This window comes from Sporomusa sp. KB1 (assembly GCF_007830295.1).
Lineage (GTDB): Bacteria > Bacillota > Negativicutes > Sporomusales > Sporomusaceae > Sporomusa.
The window spans coordinates 5,105,839-5,129,651 of the sequence record NZ_VLKC01000002.1 but is presented as its reverse complement, the minus strand read 5'-3'; the positions used below and the strand labels follow the sequence as shown (position 1 = coordinate 5,129,651).

Annotated in this window: 26 protein-coding genes and 1 tRNA gene; 17 read left to right on the top strand and 10 right to left on the bottom strand. The window is 43.8% G+C overall.

The window, feature by feature from the left end; genetic code table 11:
* Positions 1-2: 2 nt before the first annotated feature.
* Positions 3-1,793, bottom strand: coding sequence for an amidohydrolase (locus SALPA_RS27595; protein ID WP_186451255.1), 1,791 nt, complete (start codon positions 1,791-1,793; stop codon positions 3-5).
* A 396-nt stretch (positions 1,794-2,189) separates the two neighbouring features.
* Here SALPA_RS27595 and SALPA_RS27590 point away from each other — a divergent pair.
* Positions 2,190-2,266: transfer RNA gene (locus SALPA_RS27590), tRNA-Pro, on the top strand.
* A gap of 73 nt (positions 2,267-2,339) precedes the next feature.
* The gene (locus tag SALPA_RS27585) at positions 2,340-3,410 is read left to right on the top strand and encodes an SIR2 family protein (protein ID WP_145101551.1); all 1,071 of its coding nucleotides are present in this window, start codon (positions 2,340-2,342) and stop codon (positions 3,408-3,410) included.
* Positions 3,411-3,468: 58 nt separating this feature from the next.
* On the opposite strand, the gene SALPA_RS31750 is transcribed toward SALPA_RS27585, so the two are convergent.
* From SALPA_RS31750 to SALPA_RS27565, 5 genes are all read right to left on the bottom strand, one after another.
* Positions 3,469-3,597, bottom strand: a complete 129-nt coding sequence (locus tag SALPA_RS31750) for a hypothetical protein (protein ID WP_255451391.1) — start codon at positions 3,595-3,597, stop codon at positions 3,469-3,471.
* 68 nt (positions 3,598-3,665) lie between these two features.
* Positions 3,666-4,595, bottom strand: coding sequence for a class II fructose-1,6-bisphosphate aldolase (fba, locus tag SALPA_RS27580; protein WP_145101549.1), 930 nt, complete (start codon positions 4,593-4,595; stop codon positions 3,666-3,668).
* A 70-nt stretch (positions 4,596-4,665) separates the two neighbouring features.
* Positions 4,666-5,592, bottom strand: a complete 927-nt coding sequence (locus SALPA_RS27575; RefSeq protein ID WP_255451390.1) for an RluA family pseudouridine synthase — start codon at positions 5,590-5,592, stop codon at positions 4,666-4,668.
* 59 nt (positions 5,593-5,651) lie between these two features.
* Positions 5,652-6,122 carry a hypothetical protein gene (locus tag SALPA_RS29345; RefSeq protein WP_186451254.1) on the bottom strand — a complete coding sequence of 157 codons (471 nt, stop codon included), beginning with the start codon at positions 6,120-6,122 and terminating at the stop codon, positions 5,652-5,654.
* Positions 6,123-6,156: 34 nt separating this feature from the next.
* A complete protein-coding gene (locus SALPA_RS27565) occupies positions 6,157-6,501 on the bottom strand; it encodes a hypothetical protein (RefSeq protein WP_021170192.1) in 345 nt (114 codons plus the stop codon).
* A 206-nt stretch (positions 6,502-6,707) separates the two neighbouring features.
* Here SALPA_RS27565 and SALPA_RS27560 point away from each other — a divergent pair, with 206 nt between their 5' ends.
* From SALPA_RS27560 to SALPA_RS29340, 8 genes are all read left to right on the top strand, one after another.
* Positions 6,708-6,974 (top strand): hypothetical protein, encoded by a 267-nt coding sequence (locus SALPA_RS27560; RefSeq protein WP_255451389.1) that lies wholly within the window; start codon positions 6,708-6,710, stop codon positions 6,972-6,974.
* Positions 6,975-6,986: 12 nt separating this feature from the next.
* Positions 6,987-8,105 (top strand): hypothetical protein, encoded by a 1,119-nt coding sequence (locus SALPA_RS27555; RefSeq protein ID WP_145101545.1) that lies wholly within the window; start codon positions 6,987-6,989, stop codon positions 8,103-8,105.
* Positions 8,106-8,233: 128 nt separating this feature from the next.
* Entirely contained in the window at positions 8,234-8,626 is a 393-nt protein-coding gene (locus SALPA_RS27550; protein ID WP_145101543.1) for a class II SORL domain-containing protein, read from the top strand.
* A gap of 217 nt (positions 8,627-8,843) precedes the next feature.
* Positions 8,844-9,284, top strand: a complete 441-nt coding sequence (locus SALPA_RS27545) for a hypothetical protein (protein WP_145101541.1) — start codon at positions 8,844-8,846, stop codon at positions 9,282-9,284.
* A gap of 103 nt (positions 9,285-9,387) precedes the next feature.
* Positions 9,388-10,608 carry an aspartate kinase gene (locus SALPA_RS27540; RefSeq protein ID WP_145101539.1) on the top strand — a complete coding sequence of 407 codons (1,221 nt, stop codon included), beginning with the start codon at positions 9,388-9,390 and terminating at the stop codon, positions 10,606-10,608.
* 180 nt (positions 10,609-10,788) lie between these two features.
* Complete coding sequence (gene asnS / locus SALPA_RS27535) at positions 10,789-12,081, top strand: asparagine--tRNA ligase (protein ID WP_145101538.1); 1,293 nt, start codon at positions 10,789-10,791, stop codon at positions 12,079-12,081.
* A 27-nt stretch (positions 12,082-12,108) separates the two neighbouring features.
* The gene (locus SALPA_RS27530) at positions 12,109-13,356 is read left to right on the top strand and encodes a pyridoxal phosphate-dependent aminotransferase (RefSeq protein ID WP_145101535.1); all 1,248 of its coding nucleotides are present in this window, start codon (positions 12,109-12,111) and stop codon (positions 13,354-13,356) included.
* Between the two features lie 56 nt (positions 13,357-13,412).
* Positions 13,413-13,586 carry a hypothetical protein gene (locus SALPA_RS29340; protein ID WP_186451253.1) on the top strand — a complete coding sequence of 58 codons (174 nt, stop codon included), beginning with the start codon at positions 13,413-13,415 and terminating at the stop codon, positions 13,584-13,586.
* A gap of 83 nt (positions 13,587-13,669) precedes the next feature.
* Here SALPA_RS29340 and SALPA_RS27525 read toward each other — a convergent pair whose 3' ends face one another.
* Positions 13,670-14,623, bottom strand: a complete 954-nt coding sequence (locus SALPA_RS27525) for a helix-turn-helix transcriptional regulator (protein ID WP_255451388.1) — start codon at positions 14,621-14,623, stop codon at positions 13,670-13,672.
* 266 nt (positions 14,624-14,889) lie between these two features.
* Between SALPA_RS27525 and SALPA_RS27520 the strand changes: the two genes are divergently transcribed.
* A complete protein-coding gene (locus SALPA_RS27520) occupies positions 14,890-15,573 on the top strand; it encodes an ATP-binding cassette domain-containing protein (protein WP_145101532.1) in 684 nt (227 codons plus the stop codon).
* A 182-nt stretch (positions 15,574-15,755) separates the two neighbouring features.
* Positions 15,756-17,420 carry a nucleoside kinase gene (locus tag SALPA_RS27515; protein WP_145101530.1) on the top strand — a complete coding sequence of 555 codons (1,665 nt, stop codon included), beginning with the start codon at positions 15,756-15,758 and terminating at the stop codon, positions 17,418-17,420.
* A 54-nt stretch (positions 17,421-17,474) separates the two neighbouring features.
* Here SALPA_RS27515 and SALPA_RS27510 read toward each other — a convergent pair whose 3' ends face one another.
* Both SALPA_RS27510 and SALPA_RS27505 read right to left on the bottom strand, forming a co-directional pair.
* Positions 17,475-18,824 (bottom strand): pyruvate carboxylase subunit B, encoded by a 1,350-nt coding sequence (locus SALPA_RS27510; protein ID WP_145101528.1) that lies wholly within the window; start codon positions 18,822-18,824, stop codon positions 17,475-17,477.
* Positions 18,825-18,961: 137 nt separating this feature from the next.
* Entirely contained in the window at positions 18,962-20,353 is a 1,392-nt protein-coding gene (locus SALPA_RS27505) for a [Fe-Fe] hydrogenase large subunit C-terminal domain-containing protein (protein ID WP_145101527.1), read from the bottom strand.
* Positions 20,354-20,543: 190 nt separating this feature from the next.
* On the opposite strand from SALPA_RS27505, the gene SALPA_RS27500 reads away from it, so the two are divergent.
* On the top strand, positions 20,544-20,777 hold the full coding sequence (locus SALPA_RS27500) for a hypothetical protein (RefSeq protein WP_145101525.1): 234 nt from the start codon (positions 20,544-20,546) through the stop codon (positions 20,775-20,777).
* A 58-nt stretch (positions 20,778-20,835) separates the two neighbouring features.
* Positions 20,836-21,222 (top strand): DUF1540 domain-containing protein, encoded by a 387-nt coding sequence (locus tag SALPA_RS27495; RefSeq protein ID WP_145101523.1) that lies wholly within the window; start codon positions 20,836-20,838, stop codon positions 21,220-21,222.
* Positions 21,223-21,281: 59 nt separating this feature from the next.
* Here the strand turns inward: SALPA_RS27495 and SALPA_RS27490 are convergent, their stop codons facing one another.
* The gene (locus SALPA_RS27490; protein ID WP_145101521.1) at positions 21,282-21,491 is read right to left on the bottom strand and encodes a DUF896 domain-containing protein; all 210 of its coding nucleotides are present in this window, start codon (positions 21,489-21,491) and stop codon (positions 21,282-21,284) included.
* Between the two features lie 161 nt (positions 21,492-21,652).
* Here SALPA_RS27490 and SALPA_RS27485 point away from each other — a divergent pair, with 161 nt between their 5' ends.
* The 3 genes from SALPA_RS27485 to SALPA_RS27475 all read left to right on the top strand — a co-directional run bounded on the left by SALPA_RS27485 (position 21,653) and on the right by SALPA_RS27475 (position 23,802).
* On the top strand, positions 21,653-22,408 hold the full coding sequence (locus tag SALPA_RS27485) for a flavin reductase (protein ID WP_145101519.1): 756 nt from the start codon (positions 21,653-21,655) through the stop codon (positions 22,406-22,408).
* Between the two features lie 55 nt (positions 22,409-22,463).
* Positions 22,464-23,387 carry an NAD(P)/FAD-dependent oxidoreductase gene (locus tag SALPA_RS27480; RefSeq protein ID WP_145101518.1) on the top strand — a complete coding sequence of 308 codons (924 nt, stop codon included), beginning with the start codon at positions 22,464-22,466 and terminating at the stop codon, positions 23,385-23,387.
* Between the two features lie 145 nt (positions 23,388-23,532).
* Positions 23,533-23,802 (top strand): ACT domain-containing protein, encoded by a 270-nt coding sequence (locus SALPA_RS27475; protein WP_021170211.1) that lies wholly within the window; start codon positions 23,533-23,535, stop codon positions 23,800-23,802.
* Positions 23,803-23,813: the final 11 nt, after the last annotated feature.

Here is a 23,813-nt window from a genome sequence, read left to right as displayed (position 1 = left end):
CTTCAGCGAGGGGCGGCGTACAGGGTTTTGCCTTTACCGATGGTTTCCAGGATTTCTGTCGAATGAATTTCGTGCGCGGGGATGGTCAAAATGTTTTTGTCCAGGATGACCATATCGGCCCGCTTGCCGGTCTCCAGGGAGCCGGTGATGCCGTCCAGTCCCAGCGCCCGCGCGCCGTTGATGGTGCACATGGCAATCGCCTGGCGGCGTGACAGGCGCTCAGGCGGGTTGTGCAGCCGACTGTTGTTAACGGCCCCCGGCGCATTGCGGGTGACGGCGATTTCGATGCCCCAGAGCGGCGCCGGCTTTTCGCTGACGGTGCCGTCGGTGGCCATGCAGGCCAAGACGTTTTCGGCCAAAAAGCGATTGGCCGGAAAAGCGGCGTCAGCCCGCTGGGGGCCAAGGAGGGGGATGAATATTTCCTCATAGTAGAAGGGTTCTTGATAATGCCAGTAGGAGTTGAGCGAGGCGACTACGTTCAGCTTGGCCATGCGCCGGATGTCTTCCGTCCGGGCCAGCAGGAGGTGGGTGAGGGTGTGGCGGAGATTTTTTCTGTCGTACTTCGTGCAGGCTTCTTCCAGACCGTCCAGGCATTCTTTCACCGCCCGGTCGCCCATAGCGTGGATATGTACCGGTATGTTTTCCCGGTGCAGCGCCGCGATACATTCTTTGAACGTTTCCGGGGACACGTTATTATACAGGCAGCCGGTATTGGCCGGGTTGTCCGGGTCATCGGCGAACGGTTCCAGGACATACATGCCCTTTAGGGTGGCGTCGGCAAATAGTTTGACGGAAAAGATGCCGAATTCTTCCACGCCGGCATAGCGGCGCTGCGCGGTGCGAAATTCCCGGACGGTCCGGGCGGGGTTCTTCACATCGCCGAAGAGGGACACCCGCCACAGCATGTGTTCCCGGCCGGTTTTCAGAGCCTGGTACATAGCGTCGACATGGGCATTCTCTGTAAGCGGCGTAATGAGGATATCCTGCAGCAGCGTCACTCCGTACGAGTGCATCTCCCGGATAAAGCCCCGCAGCCCCGCAGCCGCCTGCTGCCGTTTCGTCGCGGCAGGCACCGGCGGCATATAGGCGTCTATGTAGCCGGTGGCCGCTTCTCGGAATACGCCCCAGGGCTGTCCGCAGTAGCGGGAAAAATCTACGCCGTGATATTGGCCGGTAACATCCGGGGGAACCCGGGTGATAATGTCGCTGCCCCTGTTTTCGGTGATACCGCCGCCGATGTCGAAGCCTTTCCCTTGAGACAGCTCGATGGCCACACTGTTGTACCAGGCGCAGTGAAGATCGCTCGAATAGAGCTTGACGGGCACGTTTGCCAGCGGGGTTCCCCGCAAAGTCTCATCAAGGAGGAAGCGGCTCGGACCCAGATTGATGTCGGGTGAAATACCATAGGTCTGGCGGTTGTATTCCTGAAAGACGGCCTGTTCCCAATTGCTGCCGGTGATAAAGGGTGCCTGAGCATTGGCCTTGCCTTTCGCAAAGGAGCGGATGATGTCCAGATATTCCGGTACCGTCTTTACTTCACCTAAGTAGATGCCGGTGAACTTGGTCGCCGCTGCGCCGGCATGGGTATGGTTGTCGGAAAATCCCGGAAGGACAAGCCGGCCGGCCAGATCGGTAACCACGGTGTCCTTACCGCAAAACGTTTCGGCGGCCGCGTTATCGCCGACAAACAGGAGATTGCCGTCCCGGCCGATGGCGATGGCTTCCGCTACGGTCTCTTCGGGGCTCATTGTATAAATGTAGCCGTTTTTGAGCAATCTGGCCGTAACCGCCATATTATTTCCCCCATTGCGCGTTCTTTTTCGCCGATCGGTGCCTGCGCAGCCGACCGCTTGTTTTTGTACAGTCTTCATTATAACGCAATTTTCGAGTTTGGAAAATCGCCAAGTGGTTTTGCCGTGGGAAGGGCGCGCGGGAATACCGTCATAGACTGCAGGCCGTCTTCCAACCTGAAGGGGTATGAGGGGGTGGTATGGTGTCAACATTTGAGGCAATGTCCGTAATGGTCGCATTCGCAATACTTGTTATGCTCATTATAAAATGTTTTCTAAGAAAAGGTATTGCCAAACGAGGTCTGGCAGGTTATAATAATCTTCGCAATAAGATGACAGTTTGTAACGGAAATGCAGTTTTTTTGCATGCACGTACGATTTGGTTACCTAATATACAATCGGGGCGTGGCTCAGTTTGGTAGAGTACCTGGCTTGGGACCAGGGGGCCGCAGGTTCGAATCCTGCCGCTCCGACCAGTAAAAAAGAATCGCATGATATGCGATTCTTTTTTGTATACTTTGATGCAGCTCGGGAAGAATAAAAATTTGTATGAGGAAGACAGCAATTTTTTTAGGCGGCGGTGCTTCTGCGGCGGAGGGAGCACCAGTACAAAGTATGATTTTCAAAAAATATTTTACAGCACTCCGCGCAGAAAATAACTATAGTGACTGTACGCTGGTACAAGAGCTAAGGGCGTACTTTAAACAAATGTTTTATATTGATGTGCTTCAGGATGATTTGGATAAGATTCATTTTCCAACTTTTGAGGAGGCGATTGGTCTTTTAGATTTGGCAGTGCGCAAGCGCCAGTCTTTTAAAAATTTTGATCTTGAGAATCTTGCCCAAAATTCTAATCGAATAGGTTATATTAGGCAGTATCTAGTACTGCTAATGGCTGGAGTACTGGAAGATAAAACTTCAGTTGTCCGGGGATTTCACCGTGAATTGGTTGAACGCTTGAATGAATTTGGCTGTCTAAGAGACACAATATTTATATCAACTAATTATGATATTCTGATTGACCGGGCGTTATCTTTTAGAGACAGTATTGCAATCGATTACGGGATTGAATTTACTGCGGATAGGAAAAAAGCTGGTTTGTTATCACTTCCCCAAAGCGTGTCGCTAGTAACTCTTTATAAAGTGCATGGATCGCTGAACTGGTCTTATTGTCCTACCTGTAATTCAGTGAAATTAATTGATCAGCAACAGGGTATTCTTAATCTGTTAACAGATCCTTCTCAGGCACGATGCTCCCAATGCCAATCAGTGAGAACTCCTGTGATTGTGCCGCCAACGTTTTTTAAAGATATGTCTAATAGTTTTTTAACTATTGTTTGGCATAAAACGGAAATGAGCCTTAATGATATTGGGCATCTCATTTTTTGTGGGTATTCGTTTCCTGATGCTGATATGCATATTAAGTATCTAATAAAGCGAATTCAGACCAACCGGACTGATAAGCTAAAGATAACGGTGATTAATAATTATCCTGGCAAAAAAGCGGAAAAGCTGGATGAAGAAAAAGAACGATATCTGCGCTTTTTAGGGACAGATATCCGTTTTACAAATAATACTTTTGAGGATTTTTGCAGACAAACGGAGAATTTTATAGAATAAAAACTAAGTCGCCCAATGGGCGACTTAGTTTTTATCCAGCTAGGCTGAATGATTTTACTTATTTTTGCTTAAAGGCTAGCAGCAAGATGTTATTACCGTATTTAGCGGCAAACTCTTGTTCAAACTTTTTAATGGTATCAAGTTCATTAGTAGACAAAGTAGCAAAATTGACATTGTTAGCGTCCATGAGAAATCCCCTTTCTATAATAGGCTTATTATTATTTTTTCCTATTATAGAATTTATATGCCGTGATTTTAAAGGCGGTTGCTACAATTTAAGACATTGCGGATCTTATGTTGAACCATGCTTTTAATGGCTGCACGGGCTGGTTTGAGGTATTGACGCGGGTCAAAGTCGGAGGGGTTTTTCGCAAAGTGTTCTCTGATGGAAGCGGTCATGGCAAGGCGGAGGTCGGTATCAATGTTAATTTTGCATACTCCCAGTTTTCCGGCTCTGAGCAGCATATCCTCAGGTACACCTTGAGCGCCTTTAATTTGTCCGCCAAAGTCATTGCATTTTCCTACAAATTCAGGCAGTACGGTCGAAGCGCCATGCAGTACCAGTGGGTAGTCAGGTAGAAGTTTAGAAATGGTTTCAAGGCGGTCGAAGTCCAGTTTGCACTCACCTTTGAATTTATAAGCGCCATGACTTGTGCCGATAGCAATGGCTAAAGAGTCGACACCGGTGCTTTTTACAAACTCGACAGCTTGATCAGGATCAGTATATGTAGCGTCCTTTGTGTTGACTTTAATCGCATCTTCAACACCAGCCAGACGGCCAAGTTCTGCTTCAACGACAACACCGCGTTCATGGGCGTAGTCTACTACTTTTTTAGTAAGCGCAATATTTTCTTCAAACGGTAGTTTAGAGCCGTCAATCATTACTGAAGAAAACCCGCCATCAATGCAGGATTTGCAAATTTCAAAGTCTTCACCATGATCTAGATGTAAGCAAATGGGTAAGCCGGTGTCTTCCAGGGCGGCTTCTACCAGTTTGACCAGGTAGATATGTTTGGCATATTTACGAGCGCCGGCCGATACCTGGAGAATAAGTGGAGCTTGTTCTTCCTTGGCGGCGTCAACAATGCCCTGGATAATCTCCATATTGTTGACGTTAAACGCGCCAACAGCATACTGGCCCTCGTAGGCTTTTTTAAACATCTCTTTCGAAGTGACTAATGGCATTGAAATCCCTCCTCTATTTTTTGGAACCCATATAGTATAGCATATTTCGTATACATTATAGCACATTTAGTTATAAATTACTCGCCAAGTTGGTTATAAAATTACTGAGATCGTCTGGCAGTGGACTGACAAGCGTAAGTTGCTGCTTGGTAATAGGATGCGGTAAGATTAGTTTTGCCGCATGGAGAGCTTGGCGGTTAAGCAGGGTGATAGAGCCGCCGTATAAATCATCCCCTAGCAGGGGGCAGCCGATATGGCTTAAATGGACTCTTATCTGATGGGTACGCCCTGTTTCTAGTGTAATGCCGAGCAAACAGGCAGTGCTGAAGGTGGCAAGGACCGAATAACGGGTAATTGCCTGCTGACCGTCGGGGCGAACCTCACGTTCAATAATACTGCCTGGTTTTCGGCCAATAGGTACATCAATTACACCCTGGGGCGGTTTCGGAACTGCTGCAGTTATAGCCAGGTACTGTTTAGTTATATGCTGCAGGTTTTGATTTAGCATATGCTGAATATCAGGCCGTTTGGCGATTAGTACCAGACCTGAGGTATTGCGGTCTAGGCGATTGACAGGGTGAAAGCCATACAGGTAGTTATGTGTGCTATAATAATGCAGCACAGCATTGCCAAGCGTACCGGAGGATTGACCAGAGGTTGGGTGAACAAGCATGCCGGCAGACTTATCTACCACCAACAGCCACTCATCCTCATATAAAATAGTAAGCGGCAGATTTTCCGGCGTAATAGAGGAATTATTCGGCCAGGAAACTGTAATGATGTCTCCAGGATAGACTAGGTCATTTATTGCTGCCGGGCGGGTGTTGATGACAATACTGCCACTATTTTTTATTTTACGCCATAGTGTTAATGATAATCCAGCCTGTCGGCGTAAAAAATCTTTTACTGGCAGGACAGGACAGGAGGAAGGTACTTTAAAATCAGGCATAGTGGCTCCTTGTGCTAACTGGTTATATTCTATTATTCGTATTGTCAATAAAAAAATCCTTTTAAAAAATACAGGAGGCAAGCTGCCTCCTTGTACGAATGGTGGGATTACATCATATTTTGTACCATACCAATCATTTCTACTATATGTTCGCGTTCCATAGCTACAGATTCTTTGATATACTCTCCCATGGGATTTGCCCGTAAGCTGTAGAAGTAGGCAAAACGCCGGTGGCGGCGGATAAGTCCTAAAAGGAGTGCCATAATTAGTGCGCGGCTGCCAAAGAATTGTCGCTGCTCGGTGTCAACAGGTTCATTGTCGTGCGTTGCAAAGCCGTGTTTTTTCATGACGGCGGCAAAACTTTCTTCATGCATGCAGATCATGTGGAGTACATCCAAATAGGCTTCCCAGTGGTTTTCAGCCATCCGGGTAAGTGTATCATGCATCCCATCACTGGCATGTTCTGACGCTTCTACGACAGTGTTCATAAGCTCAAGTTGTTCAATGGCTTCTTGATGCAATGTAATCATATGCGCAGGGTCGACAGTTAACGGGCGACGGCTGAATAGTTTTTTCATGGTATATCATCTCCCAATGCCAAGGCTTGCAATGTTACCGACGGCCTTTAAATGGAGCGATGAAACGAATCATTTTAATAGGCACATGCAGTGAAACACAGCGATGGCAATGGGTGCTATTGACAATGATGTAGTCACAACCAATGTAGCAGACAGTACCACAGAAAGTGGAGCCTCTGCGGTCAATCACAGCGTCAGTACCAAGGATGACTTCGTCACCTAAAAAGCAAAGCAACCGGTCTTTAAAGTTATCATGTTGCATTTTGTAAGACATGGGTTCTTCCATGAAATGATCATCGCAGCACATCATTTCTTTGTCGGGATAGTCGCAGCACATGTTATCTTCAGGGCCATACCAATGCGGATATTTGGTTTCCATAAATATTAATGACCTCCTTTATTTACTATAGGAAAACTTATAATTCTTATATACCTGTTCTACTTCAATATATGAAGTACAAAAACATAATGTTACAGCCGTTAACAATTTCAACGATAATCAACTAAAAAATAAAGGGAAATAGTTGGTAAGCAGGGAAAAAAGTAATAAGTAGCGAATATAGAGCTATTCTTGAAATTAGGTAGGTGAAGCTTCAAGCAATGGAGTTCATGAAAAACAGTAATATAATTCTTATAGGTTTTTTAGTGTGGCTAATTATTGCACCACGCGTGAATAGTCCACGCTATGGTGAACTATTTTTAGCCTATATGACGGCGCTTTTATTCAGCCTTATTGGCAGCTCGGAAATTATGATGGTAAAGCCAGTCGCGTTCTTCTTTACATTGGGTGGAGTACTGGCCTTTTGTTACGTTGTTATGCGTAAAACAATCAGGATAACAATTCATAAATAAGGAGGCCAACCTATGTCGTTACAGCCTGATAAGACAACTTCTCCGCGGGAAAAGAACAAGATTAAGAATAACGAACGGGCTGAGGTTCGCTATTTTAAGGGTGAAGAACAATTTGAGCGCTGGCGGAAGGAATTTATCCAGCATCAAGACAACGAGCTTAAATTAGCGGCTGTCAGCAAATTTAGTTATGAGCCGGCAGACTATGAACCGTTGCTTGTTCAGGAACCATTCCCAGAGCTTGTTTTAACAGACCATAGTTATCTTATTGATAAAGCAGTGACCAAAACAGAAGATAGCTATGTTTATCCCCTGGGAATCAGGGTTGCAATAATCATTTCTTTATTTGTCATATTAGTTATTTTCTTTAGTCCTATTGTTCTTTTAATTACAGTGGCGATGGGAGTGGCGGCAGCAGTATCACTGCACTTTACCCGGAAAGACCGGGATCATGCGATCAAAGAGGCCGAGCGGGAAGCCAGGGAAGAAATGGAGCGGCGTAACGAGCAGGAAAGACTGGTTTATGAAGAAAAGAGGCGTCAGCATGAAGTAAAAGAAACCGCTCGGCTGGCACTGATTCAACAGTTGCTGACAGGAGCATCAGGCGCGGTTAGGGCCAGACTTGACGAGGTCTTGAGTCATTTAAAACTGCCGGTAGTTGTTGAAGTGGATATTGATTTTTTTGCGGATATTCCCTTCGTTAAGGTGTGGTTGCCATCCAAAGCGGTTATTCCCAAACAAACTTGCGAAATGCTACCCTCAGGTCGTCTTCAATTCCAGGACAAAGATACACGGGTGTTTAACAAGCAGTATTTTGAGCTATGTGGTGCTATTATTTTGCAGGTAGTATCCACTATTTTGGCAAACATACCGTCTTTCCAGGAGGCATATGCGGCCGGTATTGTAAAAAATGACCTAACTGACGATTGTATTTTATCTGTAAAAATTCCCAAAGAAGAGATTGCTTCTATTAATCGGGCTAGCAGTGCTATTCCTGCTTTACAGGCATTTGCAGCCATATATGAGTGTGATACTTCCTTGACACTTTATCCTGTAGAGATGTTATGTCCGCCTGAATGGGAAGAGATTGACAAGCAAGAGATAAAAAGTTTGAAGGTGCGAATATTTCAATAAGGGATAGCCAATACTAAAAAAGAATTTTAAAAAGGTTAGCAATAAAAGAAATTCTAATTTTTATAGAGAATAATTATCCTTAAAATAATTGGCAATAGATGCTACATAGTTTCAAGGGGGAATATTCAATGAAAATTGCTGATTTAGTACAAAGTGCTGATTGGAAAGCTGAGAAACATGTACCGGTAATTGAGGCACCAGATAAAGGTAAAGCAGGGGAAAAGGTTAGTGTTGAGGTTTGTGTTGGTAAAGAAATTGCTCATCCGAATACAACAGAACACCATATTCGTTGGATAAAACTCTACTTTAAGCCTGATAACGCTAAATTTGCCTCTGAGGTTGCTACTTTTGAATTTGCAGCTCACGGTGAATCTACTGAAGGTGCTAATAAAGGTCCGGTCTATACCGAACCTTTCGGTAAAGCAGTAATTAAACTTAGCGGTTCCGGTACGTTAGTTGCTGAAGCCTATTGTAATATTCATGGTTTGTGGGAAGGGACTAAGACTATTTCTGTAGAATAATTACATAAGATGTTCTTGAGGCCAGGGAGTAGTTCCTGGCTTTTTGCATACCTGGCAAAAGTATAACTTTCTATTAGGGCTGTAAAAAAAACAGCTAGATACAGTGGCGGGGATTAGTGAAAATAAATGTCTGATTGTTCGATTAATTAAATAATGGTATAATATAGCTGAGGACTTCAGGGGGAACTGCATTATAATGTACCGGGAGGTTGATTGTATGCAGAAACTACTATTAGTCATGGCTTGTTGTTCTATTGTTTGGAATTATGACATTCCTCAGCGTTACAGACGTTATGAAAATGGTCAGGTACTTTGTGGCCGTCGTCTGGTTAGACTAACGCTATTAAGGATGGGAAGACACGTTGGGGCTAAAGTTGCCCGCCGCTTAACGCTTATGCTGCTGTTTTTATCCTGGATGACCCTTTCGTGTTATTTTATTGCCATTAGCGCTGCTTTTCAGACAATTGGTCTTAAGCTGGTAGCATTGCTTGCTGCTATTTTTGGAACCATTGTTTTGTGGCAGGATATGGAAGGCGCCTATCGGAACTTTACTGAGTGGTGTTACAATCAGGAAGATAGTATTATTTTGGTTACTAAAGGCTGTTGGGAGATTATCCTTGCAGGCTTAATTTTTATCAATGTGTATGTAGTGAAGTAAAAAAGTTTACTGTTTTGTCCACTTGTAGAAGGATATTGTATTTATATGGAGAATATAAACTGCCATGCTTAATTATATGCAGCGTAGATAAAGGGGGATAGGCATGGCACTAATTGTAAAAAAATTTGGCGGAAGCTCAGTAGCTACACCGGAAAAAATTATAGCAGTTGCCAGGCGGGTATTAAAGGAAAAAAATCCTGATGATCAAATTGTCGTTGTAGTGTCAGCAATGGGAGATACTACAGATGATTTAATAAGTTTGGCGAAAGCGATTACGGATCAGACGACTGGACGAGAGATGGATATGCTTCTGGCAACCGGCGAACAAGTATCGATTGCGCTTTTAGCCATGGCTTTTGCCAAGCTAGGGCATGAGGCAGTATCTATGACTGGTTTTCAAGCTGGCTTTACCACCAATGAGATGTTTAACAAAGCAAAGATAACTGGCATTGCTGCCGACAGAGTCCGGCAAGAACTTAATGCCGGTAAAATTGTTGTAGTAGCAGGTTTTCAGGGATTGACTAAAAATGGTGATATCACTACCTTAGGGCGGGGTGGTTCTGATACTACGGCAGTGGCGGTAGCAGCTGGCCTCAAGGCAGACCACTGCGAAATCTATACTGATGTTGATGGAATCTATTCGTCTGATCCCAGAGTTGTGCCGACTGCAAGGCGCATGAAAGAAATTACATATAATGAAATGCTCGAAATGGCGCGGCTCGGTGCCGGCGTAATGCATCCACGTTCAGTAGAATTAGGTATGCATTATGATATGCCCATTCATGTCCGCTCCACGTTTACACAGGAACCAGGTACATTTATCAGGGAGGAATATACTATGGAAGAAAAAGAGTTTGTCATTCGTGGCGTAACACATGATACTAATGTTGCAAAAATAGCTGTGCTGGGAGTAGCAGATCAGCCCGGAATTGCCTATAAGATATTCTCTACCTTGGCAGAGGCCAATGTTGACGTAGACATGATTGTTCAAAGTGTTCGTGCTATGGACAAACACATTATCGACATGGTATTTACTATTGCCCAAGGCGATGCTCCCCAAGCTAAGAAAATTTTGGAGAGACTGAAAACGGAAATGGAATTTAGCGGCTTGATGATTGATGAGAATGTAGCCAAAGTATCAGTAGTTGGTGCTGGCATGCTAGGTAACCCGGGCATTGCCGCTACTACCTTTGGTGCGCTGGCTGATGCCGGTATTAATATAGCGGTTATTAGCACTTCTGAAATCAGTATTTCATGTTTGATTGAATTAGATAGAGTCAAAGAAGCTGTAAATGCCATCCATTCCCGCTTCTTTCCTGATTAAAGCAAAGGATCAAGCAAGACAGTCCTGACAAGGGACTGTCTTTTTTTTCAAAATACCAATTATTAACAATTTTTAAAAGGAAAAATAATGATATATCCAGAATAAGTACATAATAGCCATATAACCTATTAGTGTCTAGCATTGTACCCTAGATGCACGTATTGGAAAGGAGGGCATTGGGTGGAAATAGCACTCATAAAAAATTTGTCTTGCCATGTTGGCAAGCAAGTAACTATACAAGGATGGATTTATAATCAGCGCTCTTCCGGGAAAATAGCGTTTCTTATTATCCGGGATGGCTCGGGGCTGATGCAAGGGGTAGTGGTTAAGCAGGAAGCAGGCGAAGTCCTGTTTTCTGAGGCCAAAAAGCTAACCCAGGAAAGCGCTGTTAAAGTAACAGGCTTGGTGCGTGAGGAACCACGGTCAATTGGTGGCTATGAAATGCAAATCACAGCCTTAGAGATTGTCAGTATTGCCGAAGATTATCCCATTACCCATAAAGAGCATGGTGTGGATTTTCTGGCCGAACACCGACATCTCTGGATTCGTACACCACGACAGGCTGCTGTGTTACGTATTCGTTCTGAGATTGAACATGCGCTCAGAAACTTTTTTTATGAACGTGATTTTGTCTTGGCTGATGCGCCGATTATCACACCAGCAGCTTGTGAAGGTACAACTAACTTATTTGAACTTGACTATCATGGCGAAAAAGGCTATTTATCGCAAAGTGGTCAACTGTATAATGAGGCTAATGCTATGGCTTTAGGACGCATATACTGTTTTGGTCCTACTTTCCGGGCTGAGAAGTCGAAGACCCGTCGGCACCTGCTGGAATTTTGGATGATTGAGGCCGAAATGGCCTATTTTGCTCTTAATGATACCATGAAACTCCAAGAAGAAATGATTAGCTATGTTATTGAACGGGTGCTGGAAAAATGCACTAATGAGCTTAAAGCACTGGAGCGGGATGTTGAAAAGCTGAAGGCCATTAAGCTGCCGTTTCCGCGTATTAGCTATACAGAGGCTGTTGAAATCCTGAAACAAGCAGGTGAAGAATTTACATGGGGAGATGATTTTGGTGCGCCCCATGAGACCATTATTTCCAGCCACTTTAATGCGCCGGTATTTGTTCACCGTTATCCAACAGCAATTAAAGCTTTTTATATGAAACCTGATCCAGATAATCCTGAAGTAGTGTTAGGCGCTGATCTGTTAGCTCCTGAGGGCTATGGCGAAATCATTGGCGGCGGTCAGCGTATTGATGATTTGGCATTACTAGAGCAGCGGATTGCCGAGCATAAGTTGCCACAAGAGGCCTTTGAGTGGTATCTGGATTTAAGACGGTTTGGTACAGTACCGCATTCCGGTTTTGGACTGGGCCTTGAACGGACAGTTGCCTGGTTATGCGGTCTTGAGCACATTCGCGAGACTATTCCATTCCCGCGCATGCTGCATAAAATGTATCCTTGAATTAGAATGAAACAGGGGGAGAGAAGCATGACATTAAGTCTTGCCGCAACACACGCAAAAGGTAAATTTGCTACTGACAAAATCTTTGGAGCTTCAGCAGCAGCTAATAAGGATGCTGCTCAATATGGGAAAGATAAGGTTGTCAACGCTACTATTGGCGCAATTTTAGATGATAAGGAAGCTTTGGTATGTTTGCCTACAGTCGAAAAAGTATATCGAAATCTACCAATAAATGAAGTCATTAACTATGCACCTATTGCTGGATTACCTGAGTTTTTAGAGGCTGCTACGGCCTTAGCTTTTGGTGATAACCGTCCTGAAGCTTATACCAGTGCGGTAGCCACGTCTGGTGGCTCAGGGGTAATCCATCACACGATTGCGAATTATACAGAGATTGGTGATACATTACTAACTTCTGACTGGTACTGGGGCCCGTACAAGGTATTATGCCAGGATGCCTTGCGCAAGTTGGATACATATACTTTGTTTGATGAAAAACAAAACTTCAATAGTAAGTCATTTGAAAGCAAAGTCAACGAACTTTTGACTAAACAAGATAGTTTAGTGACTATTATTAATACTCCGGCCCATAACCCTACTGGTTATAGCTTAAACGACAGTGACTGGGATAACGTGCTGGAGGTTCTTAAAACGGCGGCTAAAGACCAATCCAAACGCGTGATTCTGCTAGTGGACATAGCTTATATTGATTATGCAGGTGAGAAGAATGCGTGCCGTACCTTTATGAAGAAGTTTGGCAATTTACCGGATAATTTGCTTATCATTTTGGGCTTTAGTATGTCCAAAGGGTATACTATGTATGGGCAGCGTACCGGTGCTATGATTAGTATTTCCCAAAATAAGGATGTCGTCCAAGAATTTACTGATATTAACCAATTTACCAGCCGAGCTACCTGGTCTAATATCAACCGCGGTTGTATGCGGCTCTTAGCGACCATTTATAACGATAAAGCCATATTGGCACAAGTGGAAAAGGAACGCAATGAATATTACAATATGATCCGTGACCGTTCGGACATCTTTGTCCGTGAGGCCAAAGCGGCTAATCTGCACATGTTGCCATATATCGCAGGTTTCTTCTTAACTGTTCCGGCTAAGAATCCTGATGCTGTGTGCGATAAGCTACATGAAGACCATATTTTTGCTGTACCGCTTGCCAAGGGTATTCGCATTGCTGTATGTGCTGTGCCGTCATTTAAAATTACCGGTATGGCAGCCAAAATGGCTCAGACCATGGCTGTCGTGGATAAATAAAACATGTTTGCTAAGTAAGGTGCGGGAAATACTATTTCTGAAGGAGGTTGATACGCATGAATTGTGGTCACCGCAACTTACTTAAGAATACTACATTGGAATTTCCTCGTACCGGTTTTTGGATGATGCATGTTTTGGGAGCAATGTTCCTTGTTTTATTCGGTATGCGCTTGGCGGTAAGAAAAGCGTCAATACCAATACTTGCTTACCGGCTATTGAAAAGATTATAGTAAGCGCTGTATACAGACTGGCAATAATTTCATACGGCCATCTTTCCCCGGTATTGTATGGGGGAAAGATGGCCGCATTTGTTTTAGCTATTGCCCATAAGTTGACCGGTTTGGGACAGATCATAACCGCCCATGCCGCTCACTTCGTTACGGAATGTATCGGAACGAATAACGTCCAGCAGAGCTTGAAAATGTGGTTTATCGATATCTTCCTTGCGAAGGACAAGGTCATAACGCTCTTTTTTCTGAAAAATAAATTCAATATCATTTACTTGTAATGCGGCTTTTTCAATGCCGATACCTACATCGGCTTCGCCTCTGGCAATACAGCTTGCGACTGCCAAATGGCTCATTTCTTCTTTGGAGTAGCCTTTGATCTGATGATAATCAATATCAAGAACGTGAAGCATTTCGTCGAGTAAGACCCTTGAACCGGAACCTCGTTCCCGGTTGATAAGTGTTATGTCAGGCCGGGTTAAGTCCTGCCAATTGTTGATGTTTTTCGGATTGCCTTTAGCAACATAGAAACCGGTGTTGCGATAGGCCAGATTGTAGACCTGCGTCCGGTGTCCTGGTAAAAACCTACGTACATAAGGAGTATTGTACGTATCAGTGTCGCTATCCCACAAATGGGCAGTAGCGATATTAGCAGTCCCGCGATAAAGGGCTAATAAGCCGTCGATGCTGCCAGAGTAATTACGAAAACAGCGGACGTGAGGCAGGGCTTTTTCTAGGTGCCGTATCAGAATATCAAGCACAATATCTTGCCCGCAGATAATAAAACTGTCGGGTTCTGGAGCAGGGTCATCTGTTGGCGGTTGGGCAGCGCTTTGTTTGGTAAGCATATTGTTCCTCTTTGATCTTTGGATATAGACTTCTAAATCCGGTGCTTCGACACGGACTTTCCGTCCAATATGATAGGCTGCAAGATCGCCACGCTTAATCATTTCATAGACAGTGAAACGAGAAATTTTCAGGATCTTAGCGACCTCTTCGGGGGTGTAAGCAGTTGTATCACTCATAAGTATGCACCTCAATAAAAAAGTTGTAATAATTTATTAACAAGCTCTTGCCAATATCATACAACAAATATTATAATAATACCATAGGGATTATGTTATGTTTTGTTAGTTTATATTTATTTTAATTATTGCTATTGTTTCAGACGCCAGTCAAGAGCGTATTGTCTAACAGTTGGCACCAAACCAGCAGCAAGCGTAAACCCAGCAGCAAGCTGCTTTTTCGCTTATTGGTTGGTCTAAACGGTATGATATTAGGAGAATCAGTAAAGGGTGTGTTCTAAGTGCTGCAAGTAACGATAAAGAAAAGATTAGCAGATTTTACGCTGAACATTGAGTTTACTGTTGAAGATAGTATTTTGGTTTTGTTTGGTCATTCGGGCGCAGGTAAGACAACCATCTTACGCGCGATTGCCGGTCTTTTGCGCCCAGATGAAGGAACCATTATTCATAATGAACGCATTTTGTTCTCTTCCACGGACAGAACATTCGTACCACCGCAATTTCGGCGTGTGGGATATATGTTTCAGGAATTTGCCTTATTTCCCCATATGAATGTAAGAGAAAACATATGGTATGGTGTTAAACAATATGATAATAAGTCGCAGGAACTTTATGAAAGACTGCTGGGGCTGCTGCGTATAGAACATCTGACAACGCGGTTCATTGATAGGTTATCAGGAGGGGAGAAGCAACGTGTTGCTCTTGCGCGTGCCCTGATGGCCGAGCCGGCTATTTTATTGCTGGACGAACCTTTGTCAGCGCTTGATAGTGATACACGGCTTGAATTACAGTCAGAACTGAAAAAAATTCAACAAATCTGGAATATTCCTTTTGTTCTTGTAACCCATGATCTTTCAGAGGCCAAGGCGTTAGGAGATCAATTCTTATTTTTGGAGAAAGGCAGACAAATGGTCAACTCTGCTTTGCGGTCAAGTGAGTTTCTTCAGTGTCAAAGTATTGGGTAACAGGAACGTGATGAATCTACCAAGTGTGATTAGACGTATACTGGAATTCATTATCCGTAGGGAGGATGGATTCCGGTATACGTCTAGTTTAGTTTGGGGTAATAGCTGCAGGAATTAGAGGAATATGGTTGAATAAATTAAATATAGTGTAAGAAAGTATATCCTGATAGGGGGGCCTTTTTATGTCAGCGAAAATTCGTATTACGTTTTCTAACGGCCATACGGGTGAGTATGCTAAAGGTGTTACGCTGCTGGAACTTAGCCGGGATGCTGCGCATAGGTATACTACACCAGTAGTGGCTGCCAAAGTGAATAACGAAATTAAAGATTTGCAAAGTGTGTTAGAGCAAGATAGTAGGGTAGACTTTATCGATCTTCGCAGCAGTGATGGGATGAAGGTTTATCAGCGCAGCATAACGCTGGTTATGATTGTCGCTGCGCAAGAATTGTTTCCCGGTTGTGAAGTGACAGTGGAGCATTCTTTAAGTAAAGGCTTATATTGTGAGTTGCACCATGGGCGGGATGTAACGCCTGAGGATATTACTCAACTTGAGCAGCAGATGCGGCAAATTATAGTTGAAGATCGTCCCATTATCCGCAAAACACTGCTCAAAACTGAGGCAATAGAATTATTTAAGGCAGCTGGACGCAAGGAAAAGGTCAGTCTGTTAGAGCAGCTTAACAGAGAAAAGGTAAACATTTACTATTGTGGACAGATTTACGACTATTTATACGGGACGATGACACCATCCACAGGCTATTTGCAGGTGTTTGAGCTCAGAAATTATCCGCCAGGAATTATTCTGCGACTCCCTGAACAGGAAAATCCTAATAAACTGCCACAGTTTATTGAGAATCCAAAGTTGTTTAAGGTATTACAGGAAGCCGAGGAGTGGGGCAAGATCTTGCGGTGCGGGTATGTGGCTACTCTTAATGAGTGTACGAAAGCGGGAGGGCTTAGCGATATTATCCGGGTAGCCGAAGCACTGCATGAGAAAAAAATTGCCCAGATTGCTGATTTTGCAGCTTCCCATCATAACGATGTGCGAGTAATCTTGGTAGCTGGACCTTCTTCTTCCGGTAAAACAACCTTTGCCCAACGGCTTAATATTCAACTACGGGTTAATGGTGTGTGGCCTGTACCTATTTCCCTGGATGACTACTTTGTTGATCGAGATAAGACACCGATTGATAAAACGGGAGCCTATGATTTTGAGGCTATTGAAGCCATAGACCTGCAATTGTTCAACTCTCATTTGGCCCGGATTTTAGCTGGAGAAGAAGTGGAGATGCCTACCTATAACTTTAAGACAGGGCAGCGGGAGCACCGGGGGCACCGGATTAAAGTGGATAAAGGTCAACCGCTGATCATTGAAGGTATTCATGGCTTAAATGAACGCCTGACAAGTGCTGTTCCCCGTCACTGTAAAATAAAGATATATATTAGTGCGTTAACACAATTATCCATAGACAGTCATAACCGTATCCCGACAACCGATGCCCGTCTTATTCGCAGGATTGTTCGTGACAGCGAATTTCGCTCACATGATGCGCTGATGACACTAAAGATGTGGAATTCTGTGCGGCGTGGTGAGGAACGCAATATTTTTCCTTTCCAGGAACAAGCTGATCTCATGTTTAATTCAGCTCTTATTTATGAATTGGCGGTGCTTAAAAAATATGCTGAGCCGCTTTTGCAAAAAATCACCAGCCAAGATCCTGAGTATTCTGAAGCACGGCGGTTACTAAATTTTCTGGTGTACTTTGATTCAGTGGAAGATGATGAAATTCCCCCTAATTCTATACTGCGCGAGTTTATCGGTAAGTCCTGTTTCGAAAAAAAGTAAAAATAGAAAAGACCCTGTCCGTCTTCAAAGTGGCAGGGTCTTTTCTATTTTTACTTATCTGTTACTTTCAAAGAACTTCAGCGCTACTTCAGGGAACACGGCATAAGACAGTACATCTTCGGTAGAAGCATTTGGGTAGCCTTTTTCAGCTAGCTCCTGGCGAAGCGCAGCCATTTGCGGCTTAATGTCATCAGCCGGGCGGTGGGTAATAACCTCATCATCACCAATAAGTGATTGTAAAAACGCAGGATCAATAGGGGCTGGCGTGCGGCCATATTTGCCACGGGCCAGGTCTTTGACTTCCCGGGGTACGACCTTATAGCGGCCCAGCATAACGTTAAAGGCGGCCATGGAACCGACAATCTGGCTTGTTGGTGTTACCAGCGGCGGATAACCCAGTTCGGCCCGCACTTTCGGCATTTCTACGATAAGTTCAGGGAATTTGTCAGCCATACCCTGTTCCTTCATCTGGTTCAAGAGATTAGAGAGCATGCCGCCGGGGATTTGGAAGGACAATACCTTAGTATCAATTTCGATATTTGTATTAAGATGGAAAGTTTCAGCAAGCTCTTTTTTTACCCCTCTAAAATGATCGGCAATTGGGAAAAGTTTTTCTTTGTTCAGACAAGTATCACGCTCATTGCCTTCCAGTGTGGCAATCATGGCTTCAGTAGGCGGTTGAGAGGAAGCGAGGGCAAATGGTGACAGGGCACAGTCAATAATATCAACACCGGCCTCAATAGCCTTTAAGTACGTCATCGAAGCCATGCCGCTGGTGTAATGGGTGTGCAGGTGAATAGGAACATTAATTTCGGCTTTAAGAGTCTTGATAAGCTCATATGCTTTGTAGGGAGCGAGTAAGCCGGCCATATCTTTAATGCAGATAGAATCAGTGCCTAGACTGACAAGGTCTTTGGCTACCTTGAGGAACGACTCATTGTTATGGTAAGGGCTGATCGTGTAAACAAAGGCACCTTGCACATGAGCACCAGCCGCTTTGGCAGCCCGCATGGAAACTTCCATATTGCGGACATCATTAAGCGCATCAAAAATGCGAATTACGCCTACGCCGTTGTCAACAGCACGATTAACAAACTCGCGAACAACATCGTCGGCATAGTGATTGTAGCCAAGTACATTTTGGCCGCGTAAAAGCATTTGAATGGGGGTTTTTTTCAAATACTTCTTAAGCGTACGCAGCCGCTCCCATGGATCTTCATTTAAGAAGCGCAGACAGCTGTCAAAGGTAGCGCCGCCCCAGGCCTCAATCGAGAAATAGCCAATTTCGTCTAGTTGCTCCAAAACAGGCAGCATGTCTGAAGTGCGCATCCGTGTAGCCGCCAGTGATTGATGGCCATCGCGCAGGATGGTTTCTGTTATTTTTACTGGATTATTTGTAGTCATGCAAATCCCCCTTATTTTAGTAAAACATAGGATAATAAATGCGTAATAATTAAATTTTAGTCGGTTATTAGCATTTTTACCAGCATTATTTTAAAAAAAATACTGTATACATGACACAAAAACCAAAATATGTATTATTATTTTATAACAGAACCAAGTTTTCGGGCCAGAATGGCCGCCATTTTACTTGTACCAGTCATGGTGGGCATACCGTTGTAATGACCAAGCTTGGCCAGGGTAGAATATATCTGCGGATTCTCGACTGGAGTATGCGCAGGAGCGGCATTACCATAATCATTTACATGGTTGGTGCCTTCTTCAGGGGGAAGAAGCCGGCCAGGTCCACCTACGCAGCCACCTCTACAAGCCATACCTTCGATAAAGTTGAATTCCCGTTTGCCTGCTTTGATTTCTTCTAATAGTTTTGTGCAGTCAGGAATACCGTCTGCCTTAATGGGCTTAAACAGCTCAGCCCGGCGAGGAATTAATTTTTCCAAAGTGGTACCAACCGCGTCGCTGACGCCGCCTGTACGGGCATAGACCCGACCGCCCCAGGAAGCTAGCGGATTTTCTTCATCTGGTTCCTCGGAGGGAGTGATAGCAGCTGCTTCAAAGATCGTTGTAAGCTCCTGAAAGGTCAAGACAAAATCGATAGCACCTTTAAGATCAGGTAGCTGTGCTTCAGACTTTTTAGCAACACAGGGGCCGATAAAAACGACCTTAGCCTCAGGTTCAAGTTCTTTGATTAACCGCCCTGAGGCGATCATAGGCGATACTGATGGCGATATGTGGCCCATTAAGTCAGGAAATTTATTTTCAATTAACTTAATCCAGATAGGGCAGCAGCAACTGGTGATTAAAAAATCATGTTCGCTTTTGACCTTATCATCATACTCGAAGGCTTCTTTTATGGTGATAAGGTCAGCATATAACGCCGTTTCTACCATTTCAGTAAAGCCTAATTTTAACAAGGCGCTGCGCAGCTTTCCTGCAGTTACTTTAGAGCCAAACTGTCCGGCAAAAGCGGGGGCAACAGAGGCATACACTTTATGAGAGTTTTGACGCAGGAGATTAATGAGTGGGACGAATTGGGATTTGTCGGCTAAGGCACCAAATTGACAGGCGCTGATGCAATAGCCGTCATTCGCGCATTTGGTTCTGTCAATAGAGGGTCGTCCCAGTTCGTCACGGGTAATAGCGCCAAGCGGGCAGGCTTTTTCACAGGAGAAACTATGGCAATTTTCGCAAGCTTCTGGATTGGCAATAACAACAGGCTCGCTGCCTATGCCCATGAGCGCCTCTGCATCATACTCATTGATGACTTCTTCCGAATCGGTAGGCTCCAGTCCCATCGCGATGCGAATCTGATTGGCAACAAGGCGACGGGTAGCTTTATCTGCAAATTCTCGCTGTAATAAATGGCAGATTTCTCCTTTGCGTTCAAATAATGTTCCTTCCCAGGCAGCTTTGGCAACTTGGTACAGAATTCTTGGACGGATATTGAGGTCAGGAGGGGTATTTTTTGGCATATGTATCACCTATCCAATATAATATTTTCAATTTTTTGGGATTTTTGTCGAATTCCCATTGTAGTGTATGTAATTCTTTATAGGTAGTATTCGTAAAAAAGGATAAAGCTGTCTTACTGCCTGTTTTCCAGGATGAATCATCCGCGGCAAGCGCACACTAACCAAGATGTAATTCAATGAGGTGAAACATATGGAAAAGATTTGCCCGCTGTGCAATGCCTTGCAGCAAATTACAGCAAAGTGTCCTCAGTGTGGCGCCGCTCTAGTTGATGGTGGCGCTGTCAACAGCTATCTTGGACCATACAGTCCGTATATGGATACTCAATGTCTGCCTTTTACATCAGAGGACTATTGTTTGCATCTGCTATACTGTCCTGTGTGCCAATATGATACAAGAATACAACTAGCATTTGTGATGATTTAATGAGCATAAAAGATGAAAAACAGATAAATACTATAAAAAAAATAAAGAGGTGAACTATATGTCGAATCCAACGGTTAAATGCAGTGTTGATCAATGTACCCACTATATGCCCGGCGAGCAGTGTATGGCCGCAAAAATTAGTGTCTATAATGATGAGCTCAAAGGGACTTCAGGCAAGCCACAGGATACCTTGTGCAAGGCTTTTCATCACCGTAAGACAATGGGGGATATGGTTGGTGCTTTCCACAACGCCAATATTGGCGGTACTATGTCAGCCGCCTTTTTGGAAGGTACACAAATCACTCCAGCGGTAGAATGTTTTGTTAATAACTGCAAATTTTGGGATAATGGCAATTATTGCAACGCCGAAAGCATTCATGTAGCAGGTCCTAATGCTTCCAAAACAGCAGATACTGACTGTGAAACCTTTCAAGATAATAAATAATTTATTCACTTGCTGGACTATAATAGATAACGCCGGAGCCATGGCTCCGGCGTTATCTATTAGTGCTGATTATGACAGCCGCAATTGCAGTTTTCCTCATGATCGACAATTTCTATACAGTCAAGCTGTGCTTTAACCTGTGTTCGTATATTGTCAAGATAACGGCGGCGAAGCTCGGCTTGTTCAGAGCGTTCATTGTCAGTAAGACCTATTTCACGACTCTTTTTTGCCAAAGCATTTATTCTGGCAATTAGCTCAGGCGTTATCATCTTTTTTCCCCTCTCTTTTCTCAAAATTGTTTAAAAACTAACTATTTACAGTAAATGCATTGTATTTATAAAAAATAGTAACAAATTATTGACAAATACGCAAGTTGGAATGAAAATAAGAAGCAAAGAATAATTATTTTTTGACAAAGGTGGAAAAGCTTATGAATAAATGGCGTTGTAGTGTATGTGGATACATACATGAAGGAGCAGAGCTGCCAGAAAAATGCCCGATTTGTGGTGTTGGTCCGGAGGAATTCACTGTCGTTATAGAGACGCCTGCGCCAAAGCAGGCAGGTAAGCGCTGGAAATGTACAGTATGCGATTATGTTCATACCGGCGATACGCCGCCTGATAAGTGTCCCGTCTGCGGCGTTGGTTCTGAACTATTTGTTTTGCTGCTTGATGAGGTCTTGGAACTAACCACAGAGGCGGTGCTTGCGGCAGGCCTTGATACGGCTAATTCGGCTGTAGATAAAATAAGCTACGGGCTGTATATTGTTACTTCTGTTAAAGCTAATAAGTTTAACGGGCAATGCTGTAATACTCTGTTTCAATTAACGAGTAACCCTTTGCGGGTGTCGGTATGTCTTAATAAAAATAATCTTACCCATGAGTACCTTATGGAAAGCGGTGTATTTGCAGTGTCGATGCTAACTACCAGTCAATCGGAAGCCGTCCGCCGGTTTGGCTACCAGTCTGGCCGTACTACAGATAAATTTGCGGGTGTGGAATATATTTCCGGAAAAAATGGCTGTCCTATTCTGAAAAATTGTCTTGCGTATGTTGAAGCAAGCATATTGCCGGAAAAAATGGTGGATGTGGGTACTCATACATTATTTGTTGCCGATGTTACTGCCGGAAGAATGGTAGCAAATCAGGAAGCACTAACATATAGTTTTTATAGAAACAATAAATAATGACTATTCATTTATGCGTTATATACAGCTAAATACTAGTGCGAGGGTGATAGCTTTGTATGAGTTGATCATTATTGGCGGAGGTCCCGCCGGTATGACAGCTGCCGTGTACACGGCGCGCAAAAGACTGAAGGTGCTTATGCTGACTAAAGAGTTTGGTGGTCAGCCGATGTGGACGATGGACATTGAAAATTATATGGGTTATCAATTTATTACCGGGCCTGAGCTTATGGATAAATTTGATGAGCAAGTAAGAAAGTTCCCTATTGAAATAAAATATGAGGAGGTTACTGATTTATCCCAAAATACGGATGGAACCTTTAGCGTAATAAGTGATAAGGGCGAGTATCAGGCTCAAGCCGTTATTATTGCTTCAGGCAAACGTCCACGCCGCCTGGAGATACCAGGAGAAGCAGAGTTTACCGGAAGGGGAGTCAGTTATTGTGCTACCTGTGATGGACCACTGTTTGCCGAGAAAAATGTAGCCGTTATTGGTGGCGGAAATTCGGCTTTGCAAGCTGCAATCGAAGTCAGTGGTGTGGCTGCCAAGGTTTACCTCATAGCCTTACATGGTTATACTGCCGAGCCTATTGTTATTGAAAAGCTCAAAGAACTTGCGCAGCCAGTTATTGAATTCAGTGGTTATACGACAACCGAGGTCAAGGGAGCGCAGGCGGTAGAAACTCTGATTATTACCAACAATGAAACCAAAGAACAAACTGAGCTTATGGTACAGGGGATCTTTGTCGAAATTGGTTTATTGCCTAACACGGAATACTGTCAGGGAATACTTGATTTTAACAACTACCGGGAAGTGGTTACTGACTGTCGTGCCCGGACCAATATTCCAGGCTTATTTGCTGCTGGTGATGTAACTAATGGTCCTTACAAGCAGATTGTAATTGCAGCCGGCGATGGTGCGAAGGCGGCTATGGTAGCATATGAATATTTGCTGCATAAACGCGGGTCTAAATGCTAGTTTTATAAGTGAAAGTACGAACAAATTGACACCTGTTATGGGCGACAGGTGTTTTTTCTGTACATACGCTTGGCTTTTTTACGAAAATGAGTATAATATTATCATACCATTAAGCAGATAATACAAAATTTTGGAGTGTGATACTATGAAAACTGTCATTACAATTGTCGGACAAGATAGGGTCGGCATTATTGCCATGATCAGTAATATTTTGGCGGAAAACAATATTAACATTCTTAATATCAACCAGAATATCCTGGAAGGCTTCTTTAACATGGTCATGTTGGTTAATATGTCGCAAGCTATTATCAGTCTGAAAGATTTAGGACAACTGCTAGGCGAAAAAGGTACTGCTATGGGTCTTGATATTAAAGTGCAGCATGAGGATATATTCAATGTAATGCACCGCGTATAATAACTGTCTTA